16 protein-coding genes and 3 pseudogenes are annotated in these 22,076 nt (G+C 45.4%); 14 read left to right on the top strand and 5 right to left on the bottom strand.

Going from position 1 to position 22,076, the window contains the following annotated elements; translation table 11 throughout:
• Positions 1-9: 9 nt before the first annotated feature.
• The 4 genes and pseudogenes from chvE to NQ489_RS14905 form a co-directional block, all read left to right on the top strand.
• On the top strand, positions 10-1,038 hold the full coding sequence (gene chvE / locus NQ489_RS14920) for a multiple monosaccharide ABC transporter substrate-binding protein (protein WP_227588556.1): 1,029 nt from the start codon (positions 10-12) through the stop codon (positions 1,036-1,038).
• Between the two features lie 85 nt (positions 1,039-1,123).
• Positions 1,124-2,662, top strand: coding sequence for a multiple monosaccharide ABC transporter ATP-binding protein (gene mmsA, locus NQ489_RS14915; protein ID WP_044960730.1), 1,539 nt, complete (start codon positions 1,124-1,126; stop codon positions 2,660-2,662).
• A 4-nt stretch (positions 2,663-2,666) separates the two neighbouring features.
• Complete coding sequence (gene mmsB, locus NQ489_RS14910; RefSeq protein WP_092070224.1) at positions 2,667-3,842, top strand: multiple monosaccharide ABC transporter permease; 1,176 nt, start codon at positions 2,667-2,669, stop codon at positions 3,840-3,842.
• 389 nt (positions 3,843-4,231) lie between these two features.
• Positions 4,232-5,560: pseudogene (locus tag NQ489_RS14905) on the top strand (IS1182 family transposase); the annotation flags it as partial.
• Positions 5,561-5,709: 149 nt separating this feature from the next.
• Here NQ489_RS14905 and NQ489_RS18000 read toward each other — a convergent pair.
• Positions 5,710-5,937, bottom strand: a pseudogene (locus tag NQ489_RS18000) (IS1634 family transposase); the annotation flags it as partial.
• Between the two features lie 336 nt (positions 5,938-6,273).
• On the opposite strand from NQ489_RS18000, the gene nhaC reads away from it, so the two are divergent.
• From nhaC to NQ489_RS14875, 6 genes and pseudogenes are all read left to right on the top strand, one after another.
• Positions 6,274-7,719, top strand: a complete 1,446-nt coding sequence (gene nhaC, locus NQ489_RS14900; RefSeq protein WP_015526033.1) for a Na+/H+ antiporter NhaC — start codon at positions 6,274-6,276, stop codon at positions 7,717-7,719.
• Positions 7,720-7,724: 5 nt separating this feature from the next.
• Complete coding sequence (locus NQ489_RS14895) at positions 7,725-8,216, top strand: amidohydrolase family protein (protein ID WP_015526032.1); 492 nt, start codon at positions 7,725-7,727, stop codon at positions 8,214-8,216.
• Between the two features lie 53 nt (positions 8,217-8,269).
• On the top strand, positions 8,270-9,430 hold the full coding sequence (gene iadA, locus NQ489_RS14890) for a beta-aspartyl-peptidase (RefSeq protein ID WP_015526031.1): 1,161 nt from the start codon (positions 8,270-8,272) through the stop codon (positions 9,428-9,430).
• Positions 9,431-9,465: 35 nt separating this feature from the next.
• A pseudogene (locus tag NQ489_RS14885) lies at positions 9,466-9,666 on the top strand (sugar ABC transporter permease); the annotation flags it as partial.
• Between the two features lie 201 nt (positions 9,667-9,867).
• On the top strand, positions 9,868-10,659 hold the full coding sequence (locus NQ489_RS14880) for a ParA family protein (RefSeq protein ID WP_015526030.1): 792 nt from the start codon (positions 9,868-9,870) through the stop codon (positions 10,657-10,659).
• A complete protein-coding gene (locus tag NQ489_RS14875) occupies positions 10,646-11,089 on the top strand; it encodes a hypothetical protein (protein ID WP_021650455.1) in 444 nt (147 codons plus the stop codon). Before NQ489_RS14880 ends, NQ489_RS14875 begins: the two co-directional genes overlap by 14 nt.
• A gap of 148 nt (positions 11,090-11,237) precedes the next feature.
• Here the strand turns inward: NQ489_RS14875 and NQ489_RS14870 are convergent, their stop codons facing one another.
• Entirely contained in the window at positions 11,238-12,959 is a 1,722-nt protein-coding gene (locus NQ489_RS14870; RefSeq protein ID WP_021650454.1) for an ABC transporter ATP-binding protein, read from the bottom strand.
• A gap of 437 nt (positions 12,960-13,396) precedes the next feature.
• Here NQ489_RS14870 and NQ489_RS14865 point away from each other — a divergent pair, with 437 nt between their 5' ends.
• Together NQ489_RS14865 and NQ489_RS14860 are read left to right on the top strand one after the other, a co-directional pair.
• Entirely contained in the window at positions 13,397-15,649 is a 2,253-nt protein-coding gene (locus NQ489_RS14865) for a PTS transporter subunit IIABC (RefSeq protein ID WP_021650452.1), read from the top strand.
• Between the two features lie 239 nt (positions 15,650-15,888).
• Positions 15,889-16,716 carry a PRD domain-containing protein gene (locus tag NQ489_RS14860; RefSeq protein ID WP_044960757.1) on the top strand — a complete coding sequence of 276 codons (828 nt, stop codon included), beginning with the start codon at positions 15,889-15,891 and terminating at the stop codon, positions 16,714-16,716.
• Positions 16,717-16,744: 28 nt separating this feature from the next.
• Here NQ489_RS14860 and NQ489_RS14855 read toward each other — a convergent pair whose 3' ends face one another.
• Entirely contained in the window at positions 16,745-17,623 is an 879-nt protein-coding gene (locus NQ489_RS14855) for a LysR family transcriptional regulator (RefSeq protein ID WP_015526026.1), read from the bottom strand.
• Between the two features lie 166 nt (positions 17,624-17,789).
• On the opposite strand from NQ489_RS14855, the gene NQ489_RS14850 reads away from it, so the two are divergent.
• Together NQ489_RS14850 and NQ489_RS14845 are read left to right on the top strand one after the other, a co-directional pair.
• Positions 17,790-18,437: a YoaK family protein gene (locus tag NQ489_RS14850; RefSeq protein ID WP_044960754.1), complete on the top strand. Its 648-nt coding sequence runs from the start codon at positions 17,790-17,792 to the stop codon at positions 18,435-18,437.
• A gap of 15 nt (positions 18,438-18,452) precedes the next feature.
• Positions 18,453-19,208: a DUF4866 domain-containing protein gene (locus tag NQ489_RS14845; protein WP_021650449.1), complete on the top strand. Its 756-nt coding sequence runs from the start codon at positions 18,453-18,455 to the stop codon at positions 19,206-19,208.
• Between the two features lie 95 nt (positions 19,209-19,303).
• Here the strand turns inward: NQ489_RS14845 and NQ489_RS14840 are convergent, their stop codons facing one another.
• Positions 19,304-20,602, bottom strand: coding sequence for a threonine/serine ThrE exporter family protein (locus NQ489_RS14840; protein WP_021650448.1), 1,299 nt, complete (start codon positions 20,600-20,602; stop codon positions 19,304-19,306).
• 244 nt (positions 20,603-20,846) lie between these two features.
• Positions 20,847-22,007: a site-specific integrase gene (locus NQ489_RS14835; protein WP_259853121.1), complete on the bottom strand. Its 1,161-nt coding sequence runs from the start codon at positions 22,005-22,007 to the stop codon at positions 20,847-20,849.
• Positions 22,008-22,076: the final 69 nt, after the last annotated feature.

Here is a 22,076-nt window from a genome sequence, read left to right as displayed (position 1 = left end):
TGCGCAACAATGGTAGCTGGTATGGTGGTAGTTCCGGCAGCAACAGCACAGGCAGCAGACAAGAAACTGATCGGTGTTACCATGCCGACCAAGGATCTCCAGAGATGGAACCAGGATGGCGATAACATGAAGAAAGAGCTGGAGGCAGCAGGATATGAGGTAGACCTTCAGTATGCATCCAATGATGTAAGCACACAGGTTTCCCAGCTTGAGAACCAGGTAGCAAACGGATGTGACCTTCTGGTTGTGGCATCCATCGATGGAAGCAGCCTTGGCGAGCCTCTGAAACAGGCCAAAGAAAAAGGAATTCCGGTTATCTCTTATGACCGTCTTCTTATGAATTCCGATGCAGTAACCTATTATGCAACATTTGATAACTACAAAGTAGGTCAGAAACAGGGCGAGTACCTGGTAGATGCACTGGATCTTGACAATCAGGACGGACCATTCAATATTGAGCTGTTCACAGGAGATCCTGGCGATAACAACTGTAACTTCTTCTTCGGTGGTGCAATGGATGTTCTCCAGAAATACATCGATGACGGTAAGCTGGTAGTAAAATCCGGTCAGACAGAGTTCGAGCAGGTTGCTACAGCTAACTGGGACAGTGCAAAAGCACAGGATAGAATGGATACTATCATCGCAGGTAACTACTCTGACGGAACAAACCTTGACGCAGTTCTCTGCTCCAACGATTCCACAGCCCTTGGTGTTGAGAATGCACTGGCAGCTTCCTACACAGGAGAATATCCGATCATTACTGGTCAGGACTGTGACACACCAAACGTTAAGAACCTTGTAGCCGGAAAACAGGCAATGTCTGTATTCAAAGATACAAGAGCTCTTGCATCTGCAGTAGTAAAAATGGTTGACTCCATCATGAAAGGTGAGGAGCCGGAAGTGAACGATACAAAATCCTATGATAACGGAACCGGTGTCATCCCGACATACCTTTGCGATCCGGTTGTTGTTACAACAGATAACTACAAAGAGATCCTGATCGACTCCGGATACTACACAGAGGATCAGATCAAATAATCAGAATTTTTAAGAAAGAAATTTATCACATGCAGGCGGGGAATATAACCGCCTGCATGAACAGTGGAAAGGGAGGGAAATTGAGTTGGCTAAGATACTTCTGGAAATGAAAAATATCACCAAAACTTTCCCAGGTGTAAAGGCACTGGATAATGTTAATCTCCAGGTCGAGGAAGGCGAGATCCACGCACTGGTAGGTGAAAACGGTGCCGGTAAATCTACATTGATGAATGTATTAAGTGGTATTTATCCGTACGGTTCGTATGAAGGAAATATTATTTATGATGGTGAGATCTGTAAGTTTAACACTATCAAAGACAGTGAACATAAAGGAATTGTAATCATCCACCAGGAACTTGCTCTGATCCCGTACATGACCATCGGGGAGAACATGTATCTGGGTAATGAAAGAGGCAAAAGCTTTTCCATTAACTGGAATGAAACTTATGGAGAAGCAGATAAATATTTGAAAATAGTAGGACTGGAGGAATCCTCCAGAACTTTGATCAAGGATATTGGTGTAGGTAAGCAGCAGTTGGTTGAGATCGCAAAGGCACTTGCAAAGAATGCAAAGCTGCTCATTCTGGATGAGCCTACCGCATCACTGAATGAAGATGACTCCAAAGCTCTTCTGGATCTTCTTCTGAAATTCAAGAAGCAGGGAATGACCTCTATCATCATTTCCCATAAATTAAATGAAATCTCCTATGTAGCAGATAAGATCACAGTTATCCGAGATGGATCTACCATTGAAACACTGGATAAAAAGAAAGACGATTTTTCTGAGCAGAGGATCATTCAGGGAATGGTTGGACGTGAGATGACAGATCGGTTCCCGAAACGTCCAAATGTAAAGATCGGCGATGTTTCCATGGAGATTAAAAACTGGAATGTTTATCATCCGCTGTATACAGAACGTAAGGTGGTAAATAACGTATCCTTTAAAGTACATAAAGGAGAGGTTGTCGGTATTTCAGGACTGATGGGAGCAGGACGTACAGAACTGGCTATGAGTATTTTTGGCAAGAGCTATGGAACTAAAATTTCTGGACAGGTGTTCATGAACGGAAAAGAAGTGAAGCTGAATACAGTTCAGGAAGCCATCGACAACAAGCTTGCTTATGTTACAGAGGATCGAAAAGGAAACGGGCTGATCCTTTCCAAGTCCATAAAGATGAACACTACGCTTGCAAACATGTCTGGTATCAGTAATGGAAAAGTGATCGATACGGATAAAGAATACGCAGTTGCTGAGGAATACAGGAAGAAACTGAAAACCAAGTGTCCGACAGTTGAGCAGAATGTCGGAAACCTGAGCGGTGGTAATCAGCAGAAGGTCCTTCTTGCAAAATGGATGTTTGCAGAGCCGGATATTCTGATCTTGGATGAACCTACAAGAGGTATTGACGTAGGAGCCAAATATGAAATCTACTGTATCATCAATGACCTGGTCGCAGCAGGAAAATCTGTGATCATGATCTCTTCTGAGCTTCCGGAAGTGCTTGGAATGTCAGACAGAATCTATATCATGAACGAGGGCAGATTCGTAGGAGAGGTAAGTGGTGAGGAAGCTACATCTGAGCTGATCATGTCCAGGATCGTGAAGTCAGGTAAAGGAGAGTAAGAAGATGGAGAAAAAGATTAGTTTTTCAGAAATATTAAAAAAATATACCATGGTCATTGTTCTGGTATTTGTTGTGATCATGTTTTCTGTGAACACAAAGGGCGTTATGCTTCTTCCGCAGAATGTAAATAACCTGGTAGCCCAGAATGCATATGTATTTATTCTTGCAACCGGTATGCTGTTCTGTATTTTAACAGGTGGTAACATCGATCTGTCAGTTGGTTCTGTTGTATGCTTTGTTGCTGCTGTCGGTGGTAAGATGATGGTTCTCAACAGTATGAACCCGTATCTCACTATGATCGTGATGCTTCTTGTGGGTATTGCCATTGGTGCATGGCAGGGATTCTGGATCGCTTATGTACGAATTCCTCCATTTATTGTTACTCTGGCAGGTATGCTTGCTTTTCGTGGCCTTTCCAACGTAGTTCTGGAAGGACAGACCCTGGCCCCGATGCCGGATGCTTATCTGGCTCTGTTCAATAACTATATTCCGGACTTCCTTGGTGGAGGTGAAGGATTTAACAGAACATGTTTCGTAGTTGGCATTATTGTCTGCATCGTCTATGTTGCACTTGTTATGAAAAACCGTGCAGACCGTGCAAAAAAAGGCTACAGTGTTGAGTCTTTCGGTGGTGTTGCAGTGAAGATGGTTCTGATCTGTGTAGTTGTTCTTGCATTCATGTTCAGACTTGCTCAGTACAAAGGTATCCCGAATTCTCTTCTCTGGGTTGCAGTGATCATCGCAATCTATACATACATTGCTTCCAAGACTACAACAGGCCGTTATTTCTACGCAGTTGGTGGTAATGAGAAGGCAACAAAGCTTTCCGGTATTGATACGAACAAAGTTTATTTCCTTGCTTACTTGAACATGGGTCTTCTGGCTGCTATCGCAGGTATGGTGACAATGGCCAGATTGAATTCTTCCAACCCGCAGGCTGGTACAAACTTTGAGATGGATGCGATCGGTGCTTGTTTTATTGGTGGTGCTTCTGCTTATGGTGGTACCGGTACAGTTCCTGGTGTTATCATTGGTGCACTTCTGATGGGTGTTCTGAATCTTGGTATGAGTATCATGGGTATTGACCAGAATATCCAGAAGGTTGTTAAAGGTATGGTTCTTCTGGCAGCGGTTATCTTCGATGTTGTCAGCAAGAGAAAATCTTTTATCGTAAAATAATAATAGTCAGCGAATCAGGACAGCAGGTTTTCGGAGTGATCCGGAACCTGCTGTTTTTGGGTGTATATACTGTTGTTTTATGTAAGGTTATTTTGTTACTGTTCACTGGTCAATGTCATTTAGTTAATTTTCAAGGTTAGATCTTATACATGAGGTCTAACCTCTTTTTTAGTTTTTCCCTAAATAGGGGTTGACACTTCAACTCAAATGTGCGGCCGCTCTCACTACTGATTGGTTTTTAGAAGTAGTGAGAGCGGCCCTTGTAGTTAAAGAAGCATCTGCACGATGCAAATACAACTACAAGGAGATTTTTTTATGCTACAAAACCAAATCAAAACCATATTTAAAAGGGCACTGAAAAAGTCTGATTCTAAAAAAGAATTGGGCTTTTTTGTGAAAATTTCGGTCGCCCGGCAAAGGAACCAGAAATGATGTTTAAACTGCTTTTCCTGAAAAAACTGTACGATCTTTCTGACGAAGCCCTGATTAGCAGCGCCCAGACGGACATGGCATATAAATTTTTCCTTGACCTGGAACCAGAAGCAAAAATGATAGATCCCAGTCTTCTCACAAAATTCAGAAAAACTCGTATTACAGAAGATATTCTGGAAGAAATGTTAAAAGAAACCATTCAACAGGCTTTGGATAAAAATCTGATCAAATCGGGAACCATTATCGTTGATTCCACCCATACAATTGCTTCTGTCTGGGCAAAATCTCCAACGCAGATTCTGCGGGATATGAGCAAACAACTTCGGAAAGAGGTTTATAAAACAGCTTTTGAATTATCAGAGCGATTTCCTGAGAAACCCTCTTTGGAAGCAGGACTGGATGAAGAAATTGCCTATACTAGGGAACTACTCCAGGTTCTGGAGGAAGGAATAAAATCCTGTGGAAATAAAAAGATACAGAAACTTTCTCATGAAATGAAAGAACTACTAGAAGATGAGCGGCTCAAAGAGATCCGATCCAAAGATGATAAAGATGCACGGTTTGGACATAAAACGGCAACCAGTACGTTCTATGGATATAAGAATCATCTTGCGATGACTGAAGAACGTCTCATTGCGGGGATCACTGTAACAGATGGAGGAGCACCAGATGGGCAGGAATTACCAAAACTGATAGAAAACGCGAAGGAAAATGGAATAAAAGTTACAGAAGTTATAGGCGATATGGCATATGTCAGTGATGACAATCTGGAAGTCTGCGGAAAAGAGATTACATTGATTGCCAGAACCAATACAGCAGTAGCTGCTGCAGCAAACGGGAACCTTGAGGAAGGTTTCTGCTTTAATAAAGATGCTGGGATGCTGCAGTGTCCTGCCGGAGAGCTTTCCACGCGTGTAGAAAAAAGAACGGCAAAAAATGGGAATACTTATTTAAGATATATATTTAGCAAAGTAACGTGTCGGAAATGTCCCCAAAGAGAAAAATGCCGTGTAGGAAGATCAAACGCTAAAACAAGAAGCTACAGTATCACGCAAGCAAGCGAGAAAAATCTTGAAAGGCTTAAATTTGAAGAAAGCGAATATTTTCAGGAGCGAATGAAGATTCGGCACAGGATAGAAGAAAAGAATGGAGAACTAAAGGAAGCTCACGGTTTGCGTAAAGCAGATTCGAGAGGTTTATTTGCTATGCATCTGCAAATGTATTTTACGGCATTTACAGCAAATGTAAAACGAATAGTAAGATTAGATGAGCTGGCTATGGAGTAAACCATAGCTTTTTATGATTTTCCTAAGTAAAGATTTGAAAATAATATAAAAGAAAAACTTCCACTTAAGAAGAAATGGAAGTTTTTCAGTGCCCTTCAAATACAAGGGGTGTGGCACTTTTATCTGCATACACGAAACATAGTAATGTTTTATCTCCGCTTACTTTTTTTCTGAATTCCTTTCATTTTCCGTTTTGTTATGAATTGATAGTCTGTTCTGAATCCACAGGTTTCGTGGAGATCGTCAGTGATTTTCTGACGTTCATATACCGGCATGAAACCCTGTTCTTCTACATCTGCAAATTTTATGTCTTTTAAAATATGGAGCAATTGTTCTGTAGTATAAGTTCCTTTCAAAGCGCGGTTTAATAACCGGATTTGTATAGGACTGAGTGATATAAAAGGACTCGGAATTTTTTGATTTTGATGTTGTTATACGCACAATAATTACCGCTTCCACTGTTATAGTACATATCACTAAATATTACTATATAATAAAAATAAAAATTTGACAAAAAAATAAGCCTGTTTCAAGGCTTTGCGGTACTTTTTTGAATTTCAATGTGTCAAACTCCCGTGTAACAAGAAAATAAAAAAATATAAAGTTTTAGTTGTTGCCCGTTATCTTTTCTGATATAATAAGTCCAAATCTTAATACTCTGCCGTGATAAAATGTGAAACTGTCACGAAGGAGGCTAAAAGGAGAAACTACAAATGAAAGAAAAGAAAGAACGGGCCAAACGTCTGCCCACTTTTGCGGAATCGATCACACCGATCGTCGCAATGCTCCTGATCCTTACCATCGGAAAAGGCGTATTCGGCTACAGCACAGAGCCGCTTCTGATCATGGTAGCTGCAATCGCAGCATTTATCGCGTTCCGTGTAGGCATTACCTGGGATGAGATGATGGATGAGATCTGCACCAAGATCGCAAAGGGCATGCCTGCCATCCTGATTCTTGTATGTGTTGGCGCTATGGTTGGTACCTGGATGGCATCCGGTACCATTCCGATGATGATTTATTACGGCGTCCAGATCGTAAACCCGAAATTCATGCTGGTTACCGCGTTCCTGATCGAGGCAGTGGTTTCGGTTGTTACCGGTACCTCCTGGGGTTCCGTTGCAACCATGGGTGTTGCCCTGATGGGAATCGCAAGCGCCCTTGGCGTATCCCTTCCGGCTACTGCAGGCGCCTGCATCGCAGGTTCCTACTTTGGTGACAAGATGTCTCCGCTGTCCGATACCACAAACCTGGCTCCGATCGCGGCAGGCAGCACACTGTATGAGCATATCGGACATATGTTCTACACCACTGTCCCAGCAACCATCGTTTCCCTGGTGGTATATGCCATTGTTGGTATGAACGCAGATGTAAGCGCAGATATTACTTCTGACACCGTTACTACTTTATTAAGCCAGCTTTCTTCCATGTACAGCTGGAACCTGCTGATCATCATTCCGGTAGTGATCGTGCTGGGCGGCTCCCTGCTTCAGAAGCCAACCATTCCGGTTATGCTTCTTTCTACTTTTGTAGCAGGCTTGGAGAGTGTCTTCATTCAGCACGTAGCGTTAGGAGATGTGTTAAAGGCAACCGTAAACGGTTTTGATGTATCCATGATCCACCGTGCAGGATTTGACACCGAGACCTGTTCCGAGGCCGTAACCAAGCTGTTAAACCGCGGCGGTATGAACGGCATTATGAGCACCACACTTCTGGTATTCTGCGCATTCTGCTTCGCAGGTATCATGAGCCGGGCTGGCTGTCTGGATGTGGTACTCCAGAAGATCTTAAGCGTGGCAAAGAGTACCGGTGCGCTGATCACCGCAACCGTTGCAGCCTGCATTACCATGGCACTGACCACCGGTAACTCTTACCTTGCCATTCTGATTCCGGGCGAGATGTTCCGTGACGCTTACAAAGAGCGCGGGCTTGCGGCAAAGAACCTGTCCAGAACCCTTGAGGATGCCGGTACCGTAGTTGTACCGCTGATCCCGTGGTCCGCAGCAGGTGCTTACATGGCTTCCACCCTTGGCGTAGAGACTTTGGATTACCTTCCATGGGCAATCCTGTGCTACACCGGCTGGATTTTTGCAATCATCTGGGGCTTTACCGGATTTGGTATTGCCAAGCTCGATGATGAGAAGAAAAAGGAGAACTAAATACGATGTCCAGAGTGCTTTTGATTAAAAACGCGAATCTGTATGATCCGGATCCAAAAGGAATCCGTGATATCCTGATCGTAGATGAAAAAGTATTTTCTGTGGCAGAACACATCGATCCACCGGAACTTTCTGCTCCGGTGGAAGTTGTTTCTGCAGATGGAAAAATGGTAATTCCTGGTTATGTGGACCAGCATGTTCATGTGATTGGCGGGGGCGGCGCAAAGCTTCTGGTTACACGGCTTTCTTCCCTGCATGAGGAAGTGCGTGATGCTGTAAAGGCAGGGGTTCCGGTGGAAAAAGCCATCCGCATCTGCGGGGAGAACCCGGCCAGAGCCAACGGATTATTCCCGAAAAAGGGCTGCATCCGTCCGGGCAGCGACGCGGATCTTGTGATCCTGGATGAGGAATTTCTGGTAGATACGGTATTTGTCCGTGGACAGAAAATGGTGGAGTATGGAAAAGCACTGGTAAAAGGCACCTTTGAGACAGACTGACAGAAGCTTTGAAATAGAAAAGCGGAAAAGAAAGAGACAGGAGAATTGACATTATGATCAAGTTACTGAAAAACGCGAATGTGTACGCACCGGAGAAACTGGGAAAGAAAGATATCCTTATTGAGGGGGAAAAAATCCTTCTGATGCAGGATACTATTGAGGGATATGAGGGACTTCCGGGAGTGGAAACCTATGATCTGGAGGGAAAGACCGTTGTTCCGGCTTACATTGACATGCACGTGCATATCACAGGCGGCGGCGGAGAGCAGGGGCCGGCATCCCGTGTACCGGAATCCCAGCTCAGTGAATTCTTCAAAAATGGTATTACCACGGTAGTCGGACTTCTGGGAACCGATGGCGTAACCCGCAGTGTGGAAAATCTGGTCGCAAAAGCTCGCGCCCTGACCGAAGAGGGCATGACCGTGTACACTCTGACCAGTTCCTATGGTTACCCGCCGACCACCCTGACCGGAAGTGTAGAGCGCGATATCATCCTGGTTCCACCGATGATCGGTGTGAAGGTAGCGGTATCGGACCACAGAAGCTCCAACCCAGGCGGAGAAGAGCTGATCGCGCTGGCTACTGCAGCGCGCAGAGCCGGCTTACTCAGCAATACCCCTGGCCTGGTAACCATGCACATGGGTGACGGAGAGGGAAGACTGGATCCGATTTTCTATGTGCTGGATCATTCCGACGTTCCAGCCAAGAACCTGCTGCCGACCCACATCTTACGCAATCCTGGACTGATTGATGCCGGCGCGGATCTGGTGCGCCGTGGCGGCTACATTGACTGCACCGCCGGCGCCGATGATGTGGAGGTCGAATCCGATGCTCTGAAGCTCTATGAGCTGTTGCACCGCGAAGATGTGAGCCTGGATCATGTAACCATGTCCAGTGACGCGTTCGGAAGCCAGCCGCGCTTCAACGAAGAGGGCGAGTGCATTGGCCTGACCTACGCGTCCCCGAAGTATCTGCACCGTACCATCCAGATCCTGGTAAGAGAGGGCATGCCGCTGGAGGATGCCTTACAGCTTCTGACCAGCACTCCGGCCGTACTCCTTGGCAAAGAAGGAATCAAGGGCTGTGTAGCGGAAGGCGCAGACGCAGACCTTCTGGTACTGGATGAGAATCTCAACATCAACAGCCTGTTTGCCCGCGGCAAGGTCGCTGTGTGGGAGCAGGAAGTGAAGATGAAGGGCAGATTCGAGCAGTAAGGAAAAACATACAGGAGAAGGACTGTGATTGACTTATTGGTGGTGCTTCTGCTTATGGTGGTACCGGTACAGTTCCTGGTGTTATCATTGGTGCACTTCTGATGGGTGTTCTGAATCTTGGCATGAGTATCATGGGTATTGACCAGAATATCCAGAAGGTTGTTAAAGGTATGGTTCTTCTGGCAGCGGTTATCTTCGATGTTGTCAGCAAGAGAAAATCTTTTATCGTAAAATAATAATAGTCAGCGAATCAGGACAGCAGGTTTTCGGAGTGATCCGGAACCTGCTGTTTTTGGGTGTATATACTGTTGTTTTATGTGAGGTTATTTTGTCGGTTTTCGTGGTTTTATGGGGGATGTGCTTGTTTTTAGGAGAACGTTATATTATAATAAGGGCAAGTGACAGAAAATACGAAATTATGTTGTCGGGAGGCTGTAATGGGAAATACAGTAACGATCTGTTTTGCAAATAATAAGGGCGGCAGCGGAAAGTCCACCAGCTGTTCCAATGTGGGAGCGGCACTGGCCGGCATGGGTAAGAAGGTACTGATGGTAGACGGTGATATGCAGCTGAATCTTTCCCTTTCTTTTTTTTCGGAGGAAGAAGTGCTTGAGATGGCAGCAGGGGAAAAGAATCTCTACTATGCTATCGGTCATCAGTCGGATCTCAGCGATTTTATCGTGCATACGAAGTATGAGAATCTGGATCTGGTTCCGTCGTCTACGCTGATGAGCTCCGTGGAATATGAGCTTTTTACAAAATGGCAGAGAGAGTTTATCCTGCGGAAATGTCTGCAGAAGGTTAAAGATTCCGGAGTGTACGATTACATTCTCATTGATGCACCGCCTACTCTTGGCGGCTGGGTGATGAATATTTTATGTGCATCCGATTATGTTCTTGTTCCGGTAGAGGCAAGTCCGTGGGGTATGTTTGGTCTTGCAAATATGTTTGATTTCCTCAATGAAGTCAGGGAGATCGCTCCGGATTTAAAGGTTTTGGGAATCGTAGTAACCAAGGCAGATGCCAGAAAGAATTATTTCAAACAGACTATGGAAACACTGAAAGAAATGGAAGGAATCTATCTTTTCGAATCTTTTATCCGTGTAGACAGCTCCATCGAATGGTCCCAGGACAGCAGTGAACCAGTTGTGGAGTTCAAAAAAAGCAGCCGCAGCGCAAAAGAGTACATAGCATTGGCAGAGGAGGTAATGAATCGTGTCAGTAGGTAAAGCAAGCATCGCAAGAGCAGTAAATGCAGAAAAAGCATCCAAAACAGAAACAAAAACAGAGGTAAAAGAGGCTGAGGTTAAAGCAGCAGAGAAGCCGTCAGAGGTAAAAGCTGAAACAGCTGAAAAAGCGGCAGAAAAAACTACAGCAAAGAAAACAGCAGCCAAAGCTCCTGCAAAGAAGACCACAGCAAAGAAAGCAGCCGCAACAAAAACAACAGCAAAGAAAACCACTACCAGAAAAACAACAGCACGTAAAACCGCAGCAAAGAAAACAGCTGCAGCAGAAACAACAGGAACTGTAGCCCAGAACGTGATCAGCGGAGGAAACGCCGACGAACTCCAGGCCAAATTCCTCACCCCAAAGAAAGATGAGCCGGACAACAACCAGCCAGTAGGAATTAAAGACGAGCTTCCGGTTTATCTGCTGTAATCTTTGATTGAATTTTTTGAAAAGATAGTAATTGACAAATAAAAAGACTGCTATATATCTATATCACTATTGATAAGGTATACAGCAGCCTTTTATTTTGCCCTATAAAAATCTCAGTGGGACAGCGAAGCGCCTCCCTCGTATCTTTCTACATATTGTAATATGCAGCATACAATCCATTCTTCTCAAGCAGTTCAGCATGAGTGCCTCTTTCGGCGATACCCTCCTCCGTGATCACAATGATCTCATCCGCATCACGGATCGTAGAAAGCCGGTGCGCGATCGTAATGGTAGTACGATTTTTTGAAAGTTCCTCCAGACTCTTCTGAATCCAACGTTCGCTTTCGTTATCCAGAGCGCTGGTGGCCTCATCCAGGATCAGGATCGGAGGATTCTTAAGGAATACACGTGCAATGGAGATCCGCTGCTTCTGTCCGCCGGAAAGGCGTGTGCCACGTTCTCCGACATAAGTGTCGTATTTATCCGGAAGCTCCATGATAAAGTCATGGATACTCGCACATTTGGCGGCTTTGATGATCTCTTCATCGGAAGCTCCGGGCTTTCCGTAGGCAATATTATCCTTGATGGTTCCATCAAAAAGATAGACATCCTGCTGTACCATACCGATCTGGCTTCGAAGGCTCTTAAGAGTCAGCCCGCGGATATCCTTTCCGTCTACAGTAATGGAACCGTCGGTCACATCATAAAATCTGGGCAGGAGAGAGCAGATCGTGGTTTTTCCGCTTCCGGAAGGTCCTACCAGGGCAATGGATTTTCCTGCCGGGATATCAATAGAGATATCGGAAAGCACAGGAGTTTCATCATCGCTGTAATGAAAAGAAACATGGTCGTAACGCACATGTCCTTTTACGTCCGTAAGCTCCGCAGCGTTGTCTGCATTCCTGATCTCGGATTCTGTTTCCATCACATCCAGGAAACGGCGGAAACCGGAAAGACCCTTCTGCATCATTTCCACAAGTTCCACCAGGATCTGGATGGGGCTGATAAAGATTCCGATATACAGGGCATACATGGCAAGATCTGCAGTCTGCATTTCACCCTGAGCGATCAGATAGCCGCCGTAAACAAGAGTTACCAGGTACATCATGCCCTGGAAGAAAAGATTGGAACTCATGAAGCTTCCCATGCAGTGATAATTATCTCTTTTGGAAACAAGGAACGCTTCGTTGCTTTTCTTAAATTTGGCACGTTCGATGTCCTCGTTTGCGAAGGACTGCACCACGCGGATTCCGGAAAGCGTATCCTGAAGACTGGCATTTACATCTCCGATCTTACGACGGTTTTCCATGAAGGTTTCCTGCATTTTTGCATTCTGGCGGAAGGAAAACACAAACATCACGATCACCAGGAGGATCAGCGGCAGTGCAAGCTTCTTGTTGATAAAGAACAGGAAGATAAAAGCACCGACGATCTTTACCAGAGAGATAAAAAGATTCTCAGGACCATGATGTGCAAACTCGGAAATGTCAAAAAGGTCACTGACCAGCTTGCTCATCATCTGACCGGAATTATTCCTGCTGTAATAGGAAAAAGACAGCTCCTGGTAATGGTCAAAAAGCTCCCGGCGCATATCACGTTCCATCTTTGCACCCATCATATGTCCCTGATAGGTTACATAATATTTGCAGAGACTTTGCACAATGTACATAACAAAAAGAGAAGCTGCAATCACAGGGAGGGCATGAAGAATCATATCCTTATCCTGTGTAAAGAGAGTTTTTGTCATAGTACGAAGAATCTGGGGATAAGCAAGATCTACCAGACTGATAACGGCTGCACAGATCAGGTCAATAAAAAAGACCGCTTTGTACGGGCCGTAGTAGTGGATGAATTTCTTGATGGTATTCATCGGAAAAGTACCTCCGTTTTTATGAAATGTATAGTGTTGTCTGGGCAAAAAACATTGCTGCCGGACATTCTATGTTCATCTTATCATAAGTAAGAATAAAGTCAAGATAAGTGAATTTCAGGTCTGTTTCGTTTCTGCATACTTTCTGAGAATAGAAGCTATATGGCTGCTGTTCACAGGTAATATTCCGCGAGGGATTGCTGGCAACGGAGCGGATAGTGATATGAGGAGATATCTTTTTGGGAAAAAATCAAATTACTCCTTGACACAGAAGAACAAAACCCGTATAGTGTACTTCAGATTTGGTGTGTAACTGATAAGCAGGCATTAACCAGTCATAAATGTTATTATTTGACGTTTATGGGGGTTGGTGTCTTTTTTTGTTGCCCACTTAAAAGACTCCCGCTCCAAAACGTCGAAAGAAAAGGAGAGAAAACATGAAAGACAAGATTTTCGGAGTTTTGCAGCGAGTGGGACGTTCCTTTATGCTTCCCATAGCAATCCTTCCTGTGGCAGGCCTGCTTCTTGGATTCGGCAGTTCCTTCACAAATGAAACAACCATTGCAACCTACGGACTTCAGAAGATTCTGGGAGACGGAACAATTTTACATGCACTCCTGATCATTATGAACAAAGTCGGAAGCGCGGTATTTGATAACCTGCCGCTGATCTTTGCAGTAGGTGTGGCCATCGGTATGGCAAAAAAAGAGAAGGAGGTAGCAGCTCTTTCTGCACTGATCGCTTACTTCGTTATGAATGTAGCCATCAATGGTATGCTGGTAGTAAATGGTAAGATCACAGCAGACGGACAGATCGCAAAAAGCGTTCTGGAAGGTACTGTAACCTCTGTCTGCGGCATTCAGTCCTTACAGATGGGTGTGTTTGGCGGTATCATCGTCGGCCTTGGTGTTGCGGCTTTGCATAACCGTTTTCATAAGATCGTGCTTCCAAACGCACTTTCCTTCTTCGGCGGTTCCAGATTTGTGCCCATCATTTCCACCATTGTATATATGTTTGTGGGAATCCTGATGTATTTCGTATGGCCGGCAGTCCAGAACGGTATTTATGCTCTGGGGGGGCTTGTAACAGGCAGCGGCTATATCGGAACTCTGATCTTCGGTATTATCAAACGTGCGCTGATCCCCTTCGGACTTCATCACGTATTTTATATGCCATTCTGGCAGACAGCCGTTGGCGGGACTATGGAGGTTGCAGGCCAGATGGTACAGGGCGGACAGAATATCTTTTTCGCCCAGCTTGCAGATTCCGCAAATGTAGCGCATTTCAGCGCAGATGCAACAAGATATTTTTCCGGAGAGTTCATTTTCATGATCTTCGGTCTTCCGGGAGCAGCTCTTGCCATGTACCGCTGTGCAAAGCCTGAGAAGAAAAAAGCAGCAGGCGGACTTCTTCTTTCCGCAGCCCTTGCATGTATGCTTACAGGAATCACAGAGCCACTGGAGTTCTCTTTCCTGTTTGTAGCTCCTGCATTGTTTGCGGTACAGGTTGTTCTTGCAGGCGCGGCTTATATGATCGCACATATGCTGAACATTGCAGTAGGACTTACCTTTTCCGGCGGTTTCCTTGATCTGTTCCTGTTCGGGATCCTTCAGGGAAATGCAAAGACAAGCTGGCTCAGGATTATCCCGGTAGGTATCATTTACTTTATTCTCTATTATGTGATCTTCACCTTCCTGATCAAAAAGTTCAACTTCAAGACTCCGGGACGTGAGGATGACGACACAGAAACAAAGCTTTATACAAAAGCAGATGTAAACGCAAGAAAAGAAGCCGGAAAAGCCGGTGAAGCAGCAGGAAGCACATCCGCAGATCCGGTAAGTGAAGCCATCACAGCCGGTCTTGGCGGAAAGAAAAACATCAGTGATGTGGACTGCTGTGCAACAAGACTCCGTATCACCGTCCATGATGCAGCAAGAGTTAACGACGACATTCTGAAAACAACAGGCTCCAGAGGAATCGTGAAAAAAGGCCAGGGCGTGCAGATCATCTACGGTCCGCAGGTAACTGTGATCAAATCCAAGCTGGAGGATTATCTGGAGACAGCGCCGAATGAATATTTTGAAGGTGCAAATGAGAAAGAAACAGACAATGCGGAAAATCAGGCTCAGTCTGATACAGAGCGTACAGCAGAAAGTACAGGTGAGGCTGCTCAGAACACAGCTCCGACATCCGAAGCCATCACGCAGCCGGAGAAAAAGGTTCTCAGAACAGTGATTGTCTACAGCCCGGTAACCGGTATCGCTGCAGACCTTTCCACAGCGCCGGATGAAGGCTTTGCGGAAGGAATGATGGGAGAGGGTGCTGTAGTCACACCGAAGGACCCGGTGATCTGTGCTCCGGAAGACGGCGAGGTAGAGTTTATTTTTGACACAAAGCATGCCATCGGATTCCAGACAGATACAGATCTTCCTATGCTCCTCCATATCGGCATTGACACGGTAAAGCTGGAAGGAAAAGGCTTTGAGATCCTGGTAGAGCAGGGACAGCATGTAAAAAAAGGCGAGCCGTTGATGAAGATTGACATCCCGTATCTTACAGAAAACGCTCCGTCCTTATGTTCTCCGATCCTTTGCACAGAGATCGAGGATAATCAGAGAGTACGCCTTCTTGCCAATGGAGAGATTAAGGCAGGAGAGCCTCTGTTCGCAGTAGAGACTGTGGAAGAATAGGAAATTTTTCAGCAATAATATAGAAGATTGGTTTTGTGAAAAGCGCGCCTAATGCCCGGGCGCGCTTTTCCTGTGGCAAAGAAAATAACTGTCTGTCAGAAGGGCTTTACACAAAAGAAAGATTCTGTTACGATAAAGAAAATCAACAGCTGCAGACAAAAATGTCGACTGAAAATCCGGGGCAGACGGTGGTGGAATGTGGAAAAGCAGCAGGATATATAAAAATGGTGGGGAAAAAGATGTACAGAGTGAGCAAGGTATTGAACAATAATGGCATCATTGCCATAAATATGGAAGAAAACCAGGAATATGTACTTCTGGGAAAAGGTGTGGGATTTGGAAAGAAGGTCAGCCAGCGTTTTGAGGCTCCGGCAGACTGTACTATTTACAGGCTGGCTCAGGAGACAGAACGTGGCTCAGCAAAAGAACTGGCAAAGAGCGTAGCACCGGAATTTCTGGAGATCGCAGATGAGATATTGAGAGAAGCTGAGAAGACCTTTGGGGATACCATAGACAGAAGGATCCTGTTTCCCCTTGCTGATCATATTTCCTTTGCAGTGGGACGTATCCGGAATCATGAGCAGATCAGCAATCCTCTGACGGATGATATCAAGGTGCTTTTTTACAGCGAATTCAAGGTGGCGGAGAGATTGAAGAAGATCCTGAAGGAGCGGATGGATATTGAGATCGACGAGCATGAGGTGGGATATGTGGCACTTCATATTCACTCAGCACTTGGAGATGAAAAGGTGTCTGTTGCCATGCAGACAGCAAGAACGGTACGGGAATGCATCGCCATGATCGAGATGGCCACAGGAAGAAAGATCGATGTGATCTCCCTGTCCTACAACCGTATGATGAACCATATCAAATATATGGTAGCCCGTGTCTCCACAGGGGAGACACTGAAGCTGGATATGAATGAATATATAGAAGAAAAATATCCGGAATCCTACAGAATCGCAGAGGATGTCTGCGAGAGTCTGGGCAAAAGCCTTGGGAAAAAGCTGGACCCTATCGAGATCGGTTATCTTGCCATGCATATTGAGCGGACAGTGGAGCAATAAATATAAATGGCTGATCCGCCTCAGGGATTTACACAATAAATTCAATAGCTTTTTTGACAGCAGTACTCATGGCAGTACTGCTGTTTGTGACTAAGCAGACCTCTCTCTGAGGGAGCGGCTCCTTAAGCTGAAGGGCAAAAATCTTCCCGTCATTGATCACTTCCCGTGCAAGGGGCTCGGGGTAAAAGCCGATTCCCAGATTGTGGACGATCATGGGAAGGACCTGGTCTGTAGTTGCTGCCTCGATGTCAGGATGAAAAGAAACACGGTTTTCCATAAAGTAATTCATATACATTTCTCTGGTGCTGGTCCCTTCCGCAAGACCTACAAAGGGCAGATCCTGAAGCTCATGGATGCTGATAGGGGCAGTGGTCAGATCCTTATATTTGCTTCCGCATACAAGGATCTCCCGGTAACGCAGGAGACTTTTTTTCTGTAAAGGTTTGCGGATGGAGATCGGAGTGGTGACAATAGCGAAATCCACCGCATAATTTTTCAGTGCCTGTACTGCCTGAGGAGTAGAATGGTTAAAGAGGCGCAGGCGAACATGGGGATATTGCTCGCGGAACAGCTCCAGCTTTTCCAGAAGGATCAGACGCAGGGCATTTTCGCTGGCGCCGATGGAAACCAGACCATGCTCCAGCTCTCCGTTCTGGCGGATTTCCTCCTCGCCGATGGACAGCTGCTCAAAAGCCAGGGCAACGTGTTCATAAAGCTGGCGGCCTTCCGGTGTAAGTGCGATTCCTTTGTTGGAGCGGAGAAAGAGCGTACATTTCAGCTCCTGCTCCAGGTTGTTCATACAGCGGGTGATATTTGGCTGGTTGTTGTGAAGAGCTCTTGCCGCCTTGGTAAAGCTCTTATACTGGGCTACATAATAAAAGATCCGGTAGTAGTCGTAAGTGATCATGTATTGTCTCCATCCTGTGATATGATTTTAATATGTTTACGATATTAATAATACTTTTTACATTTGCTTCTGAGCAAACTATAATACACCCGAGGAAAAAAATCAATGACAGGAGTGATTTAGAGTGGTTTCAGGAGGCGGAAAGCTGCAAAATGCGGACCGGCAGATGTCAGAAGCTTTTATCACAAGTGTATTTCTGGCAATGTCCGGCGGATTTCAGGATGCCTACACATACTTTACAAGAGATGAGGTGTTTTCCAACGCCCAGACAGGCAACGTGGTTCTGATGAGCCAAAATTTTATGACAGGACAGTGGGGAGACGGTTTAAGGTACCTGTTCCCTGTTTTAGCCTTTGCCATTGGTGTTGTAGCGGCGGAGCGGATCCAGAGTACCTTTAAATATGCAAAAAAACTTCACTGGAGGCAGATGATCCTGCTGATCGAGATCTTGATCCTTTTTGCGGTGGGATTTATGCCGGGAGAATTGGATATGCTGGCAACCGTACTGGTATCCTTTTCCTGCGCCATGCAGGTACAGACCTTCCGGAAGGTGGGCGGTTATTCCTATGCAAGCACTATGTGCATCGGAAATTTACGAAGCGGCACGGCGGCGTTGTCCGTGTATTGTCGTGAAAAACGTCCGGAACAGTTGAAGCAGGCTCTTTATTATTTCGGAATAATTTTCTTTTTTGCCATTGGAGCCGGTGGCGGAGGAAATCTGTCCATGAGGCTGGGGATCCCGGCAATCTGGGTATCGGATGTTTTGCTTCTGATCAGCTTTATTCTGATGTTTTCCAGTAAACATAGAGATTAGAAAGGGTGAGGAATTGTGGAAAACAGCACATTATTCCCAAGAGAGGAAAAGGCGGAGCTTTTATTTGAAAAGATCCTGAAGGATCCGGAGGCGTGCAGACGGCTGACGGAGACCTTCTATGAATCCATGGATGCGGATACAGACATAGAATGCGGATATCTTCCTCCGGAAAAATTCGCCTATGCATTGCTGGACGCATATAAAAACCGTGATCTGACAGCTCTCCTTATGGCGATCTGCCAGAACAGTATGTTTGATCTTCTGCGAAATTCTTTTCTGGCACCGTTCAGGTTCAATGCAGATGGACAGGAGAATCCGGTATTTCTCACAGATGAAAAAGGAAATTTTCTGCGGGAAAAGGGAATCCATGTAAGTGACAGGGATTACGACCGATTTCGCAGGATATACAGGGAGAAACCTGGTGTAAAGATGTATCTGGCGTATGGCTACCGGAAGCGACATGCCTATGATGAAGCTACCATGGAAGTAGAAGAGTACAAAATGGGCGAACATATCGGTGTGCTGCTGGTGTATGAGCTTCCGGACAGCGTAAGGGAAAAAGAAACGGAGGCACAGGCCTATGCGGCTGTATGGGATATCATGATGGCAATTCAGAAGAAGCTTCCAAGAGCTTTTGTGTATTATGGGCAGGATTCTGTGGAGGATGGTGGAAAACGTTATGACGGACTGGGCGTTTTTCTACCCATCCATAAATTTGCGGACCGCCTGGAAAAAATGATCGGGATCGCGGATGAGATCGTAATGAAATAGAATGTACAAAAAAGGACTGCTTTTGTATTGCTCCGGTTGTCAGAAGGATAGCTGATGACCGGAAGCTACAGAAAGCAGTCCTTTTTGTATGCCCATCAGGTGCAGTAGCGGAACATTTTGTCCGTAAGGATCCTGGCGAAAATAAGGCCCAGGGGAAGAGCAACGATGATCAGGATCGCAGCTGCAAACCAGGAGGCGGAAACATTTAGGGACATGATTCCCAGATTGTAGATTGCCCGGTAGAGATAAAGTCCGGGAACCATGATCACAATGGATGGCACGGTAATGGAAATCCTGGGATATCCCACTTTGGTTTTGATGAGGGAGGCCAGAAGTCCGGCTGTCAGTGCTCCGAAAAAAGCCGCGGCAGCAGGTGGGAAACCGGCAAGATCAACAAGCTCTAGACGTAAAGTGTTGGACAGTGCGCCGATGAAGGCGGCAGCTGCGGCTAGACGGACAGGGCTGTTGAACATGAACGAAAAGCCGAATACCCCGCAGAAGCTTGCCAGAAGCCGGAACAGGATCCTTTGAGCTGCCGAAAGCTCCAGAGGCAGGAAATCCACAGGCTTCAGATGAAGAAGCAGTGCCATCAGCCAGGCAGAGACAGCAGCCACCATTACAACAATAATGGCGTAGGCCAGTCGTTCCAGACCGGAACGCATATCCAGCTTGGCAAGGTCGATCCCGCTTGTGATAAACGGAAAGCCCGGAATGATAAACAGCATGGAACAGATGTATCCGGCCTCATGCTGGACGGAAATGTGGAACAGAAGCTCTGCCAGCTTCAGGAAGCCTGCATATACAAGACAGGCTGAGGAAACAGAAACTGCAATGCACATAAACAGAGTAAAATGATGCTTGCCAAGCTTGCAGCGGATGGCATTTCCGATGCCTGCGCCTGCAAAAGCCAGGATCATTTCCAGCGGGCCACCGCCCAGAAGAAAAGTAAATGCACCACAGGCCAGTGCAGAAGCCAGTCCCAGGGCGGCAGGGGAATAAAGCCCGTGGATCCGCTCGATCTCATCTAACTGACTGTGCAGTGCTTCACCGCTCATATGGATACCCTCCACAGGAAAATCACTGACAAAATGTTCCAGCCTGTTCAGTCTGGAAGTATTTACGCCGGTAGTAGTCAGACTAAGTGCATGGGAAAAACTGCTCTCACCGTCAAAGCAGGTGTAGCTTATAGACATTAGTCCGATATCTGCGGAGCAGGTGATACCAAGTGCTTCTGACAATGTATTCATGGAACTCCGTACCCGCCAGGCACCGGTCCCACAGGAGAGAAGCATCATGCCTGTACGGCCGATCAGGGAAGCTTTTTCGGAAAGAGAAGCCTCGGTGATGGGCTGGCTGTTCCTGGCGCTTACGTAGTTGTGCCAGGGGATTTTCATATGATTACGTTTAACCGGAATATCTGACACAGAAATCACTTCTTTCTATATATTAAAATAGTATAGTTATTATTATAAATTATATATGTCTTTTTGACTATCTTTTTATATCTTCTTAAATGTCCGCAAAGCCTTATTTTATAGGCTCTACGGGCATTTTGCTTTTGTGGTAAACCTCACATATCTAGGTCTATCTTCTTATATTTTCGCTATCAAGCGTGGTTAAAATCGTGGTAACTACTTCTTATGCGATTAGACGCTGAACCTCTGATTTTGCGGTATCTATGGACGCATGAGCGTACCAGTTCATTGTGATACTGATGTTTGAATGTCCCATGATATACTGTAAATCTTTTGGGTTCATGTTCTTGCTAGCCAGCCTTGTGCAGAATGTATGGCGTAGCGTATGCGGTGTGATATGTGGCAAGGGATTATCCTTGTGGTGCTTGTTGTATTTCTTTATCATACGAACAAATAAGGCGTTATAATCAATCGCAACTTTGGGCTTCCCTTTATGATTGACAAACAGAAAATTGCTCCGTCCGTCTATCACAAATGGTTCTGCTTTTGGGTGTTTCTTCATAACCCGTTGAAATGCCTGTATTGTTTCTCTGCTTAATGGCACTTGCCTTATTCCGCTCTTTGTTTTAGGCGTTTCAATATAATAGCCCTGTTCCTTGCTCTTTAATAACTGGTGGTCGATAATCACAACTTCATTCTTGAAATCAATATCGGCTACTGTCAGTCCGCACAGTTCCGAGATACGAAGTCCTGTTTTTAACAGTATCAGCACATCATCATAATGCTTGTGATACACATTGTCCGTCTTAATAAATGACAATAAGGCTTGTTCCTGTTCCTCTGTCAATGCGACTTTCTCTTTGGTATCATTTTCTAGGACTTCATTTAACTTGAAATCAAAAGGGTTCTTCCTTACGCAATCGTCTTGTATGGCGATATAGAATGACGCTTTTAACGAGCGTTTATGGTTGTTAATGGTATTGTAGGAAAAGCCTTTGTCTTTCATGCGTAACGCCCATTCCTTAGCGTCAGAGGGCTTGATTGTATCAATGCTCCTAGCACCTAACTTATCCTCTTTCAATAACCGCATGAGTTGTTCCCGTTGTTTCATTGTGCTTTTCTTCACGTTTGCCCTCTGTGCGTTCTGTTTGGCATAGAGTTGGCAAAGCGTCATTTTCTTGCCTGTGCTGTCGATACCGTCCTCAATATCCCGTCTTATCTGCTGTTCCAGTTCTCGAAGTGAGGGTTTTTCCCGTTTTCCCTTTGGTGTTGGGTCTGTGGGTGTCAATCTCCAAGCATACACATATTTTGTGTTTCCAAATGCGTCTACATATTTATATAAGTATTTCCCGTCTGTTCGTTGGCTCTCTCCAGTATGCAGGATACGTCCTTTACTATCCCGTCTTTTCTTTCATGGTGTCTGCTCCTTTCCTTGTTGGAAAGAGCCTTGATA

Source organism: Blautia sp. KLE_1732_HM_1032 (assembly GCF_025147905.1).
Lineage (GTDB): Bacteria > Bacillota > Clostridia > Lachnospirales > Lachnospiraceae > Blautia_A > Blautia_A fusiformis.
The sequence above is the reverse complement of the archived record's forward strand: the minus strand, read 5'-3'. Positions and strand labels throughout refer to the sequence as shown.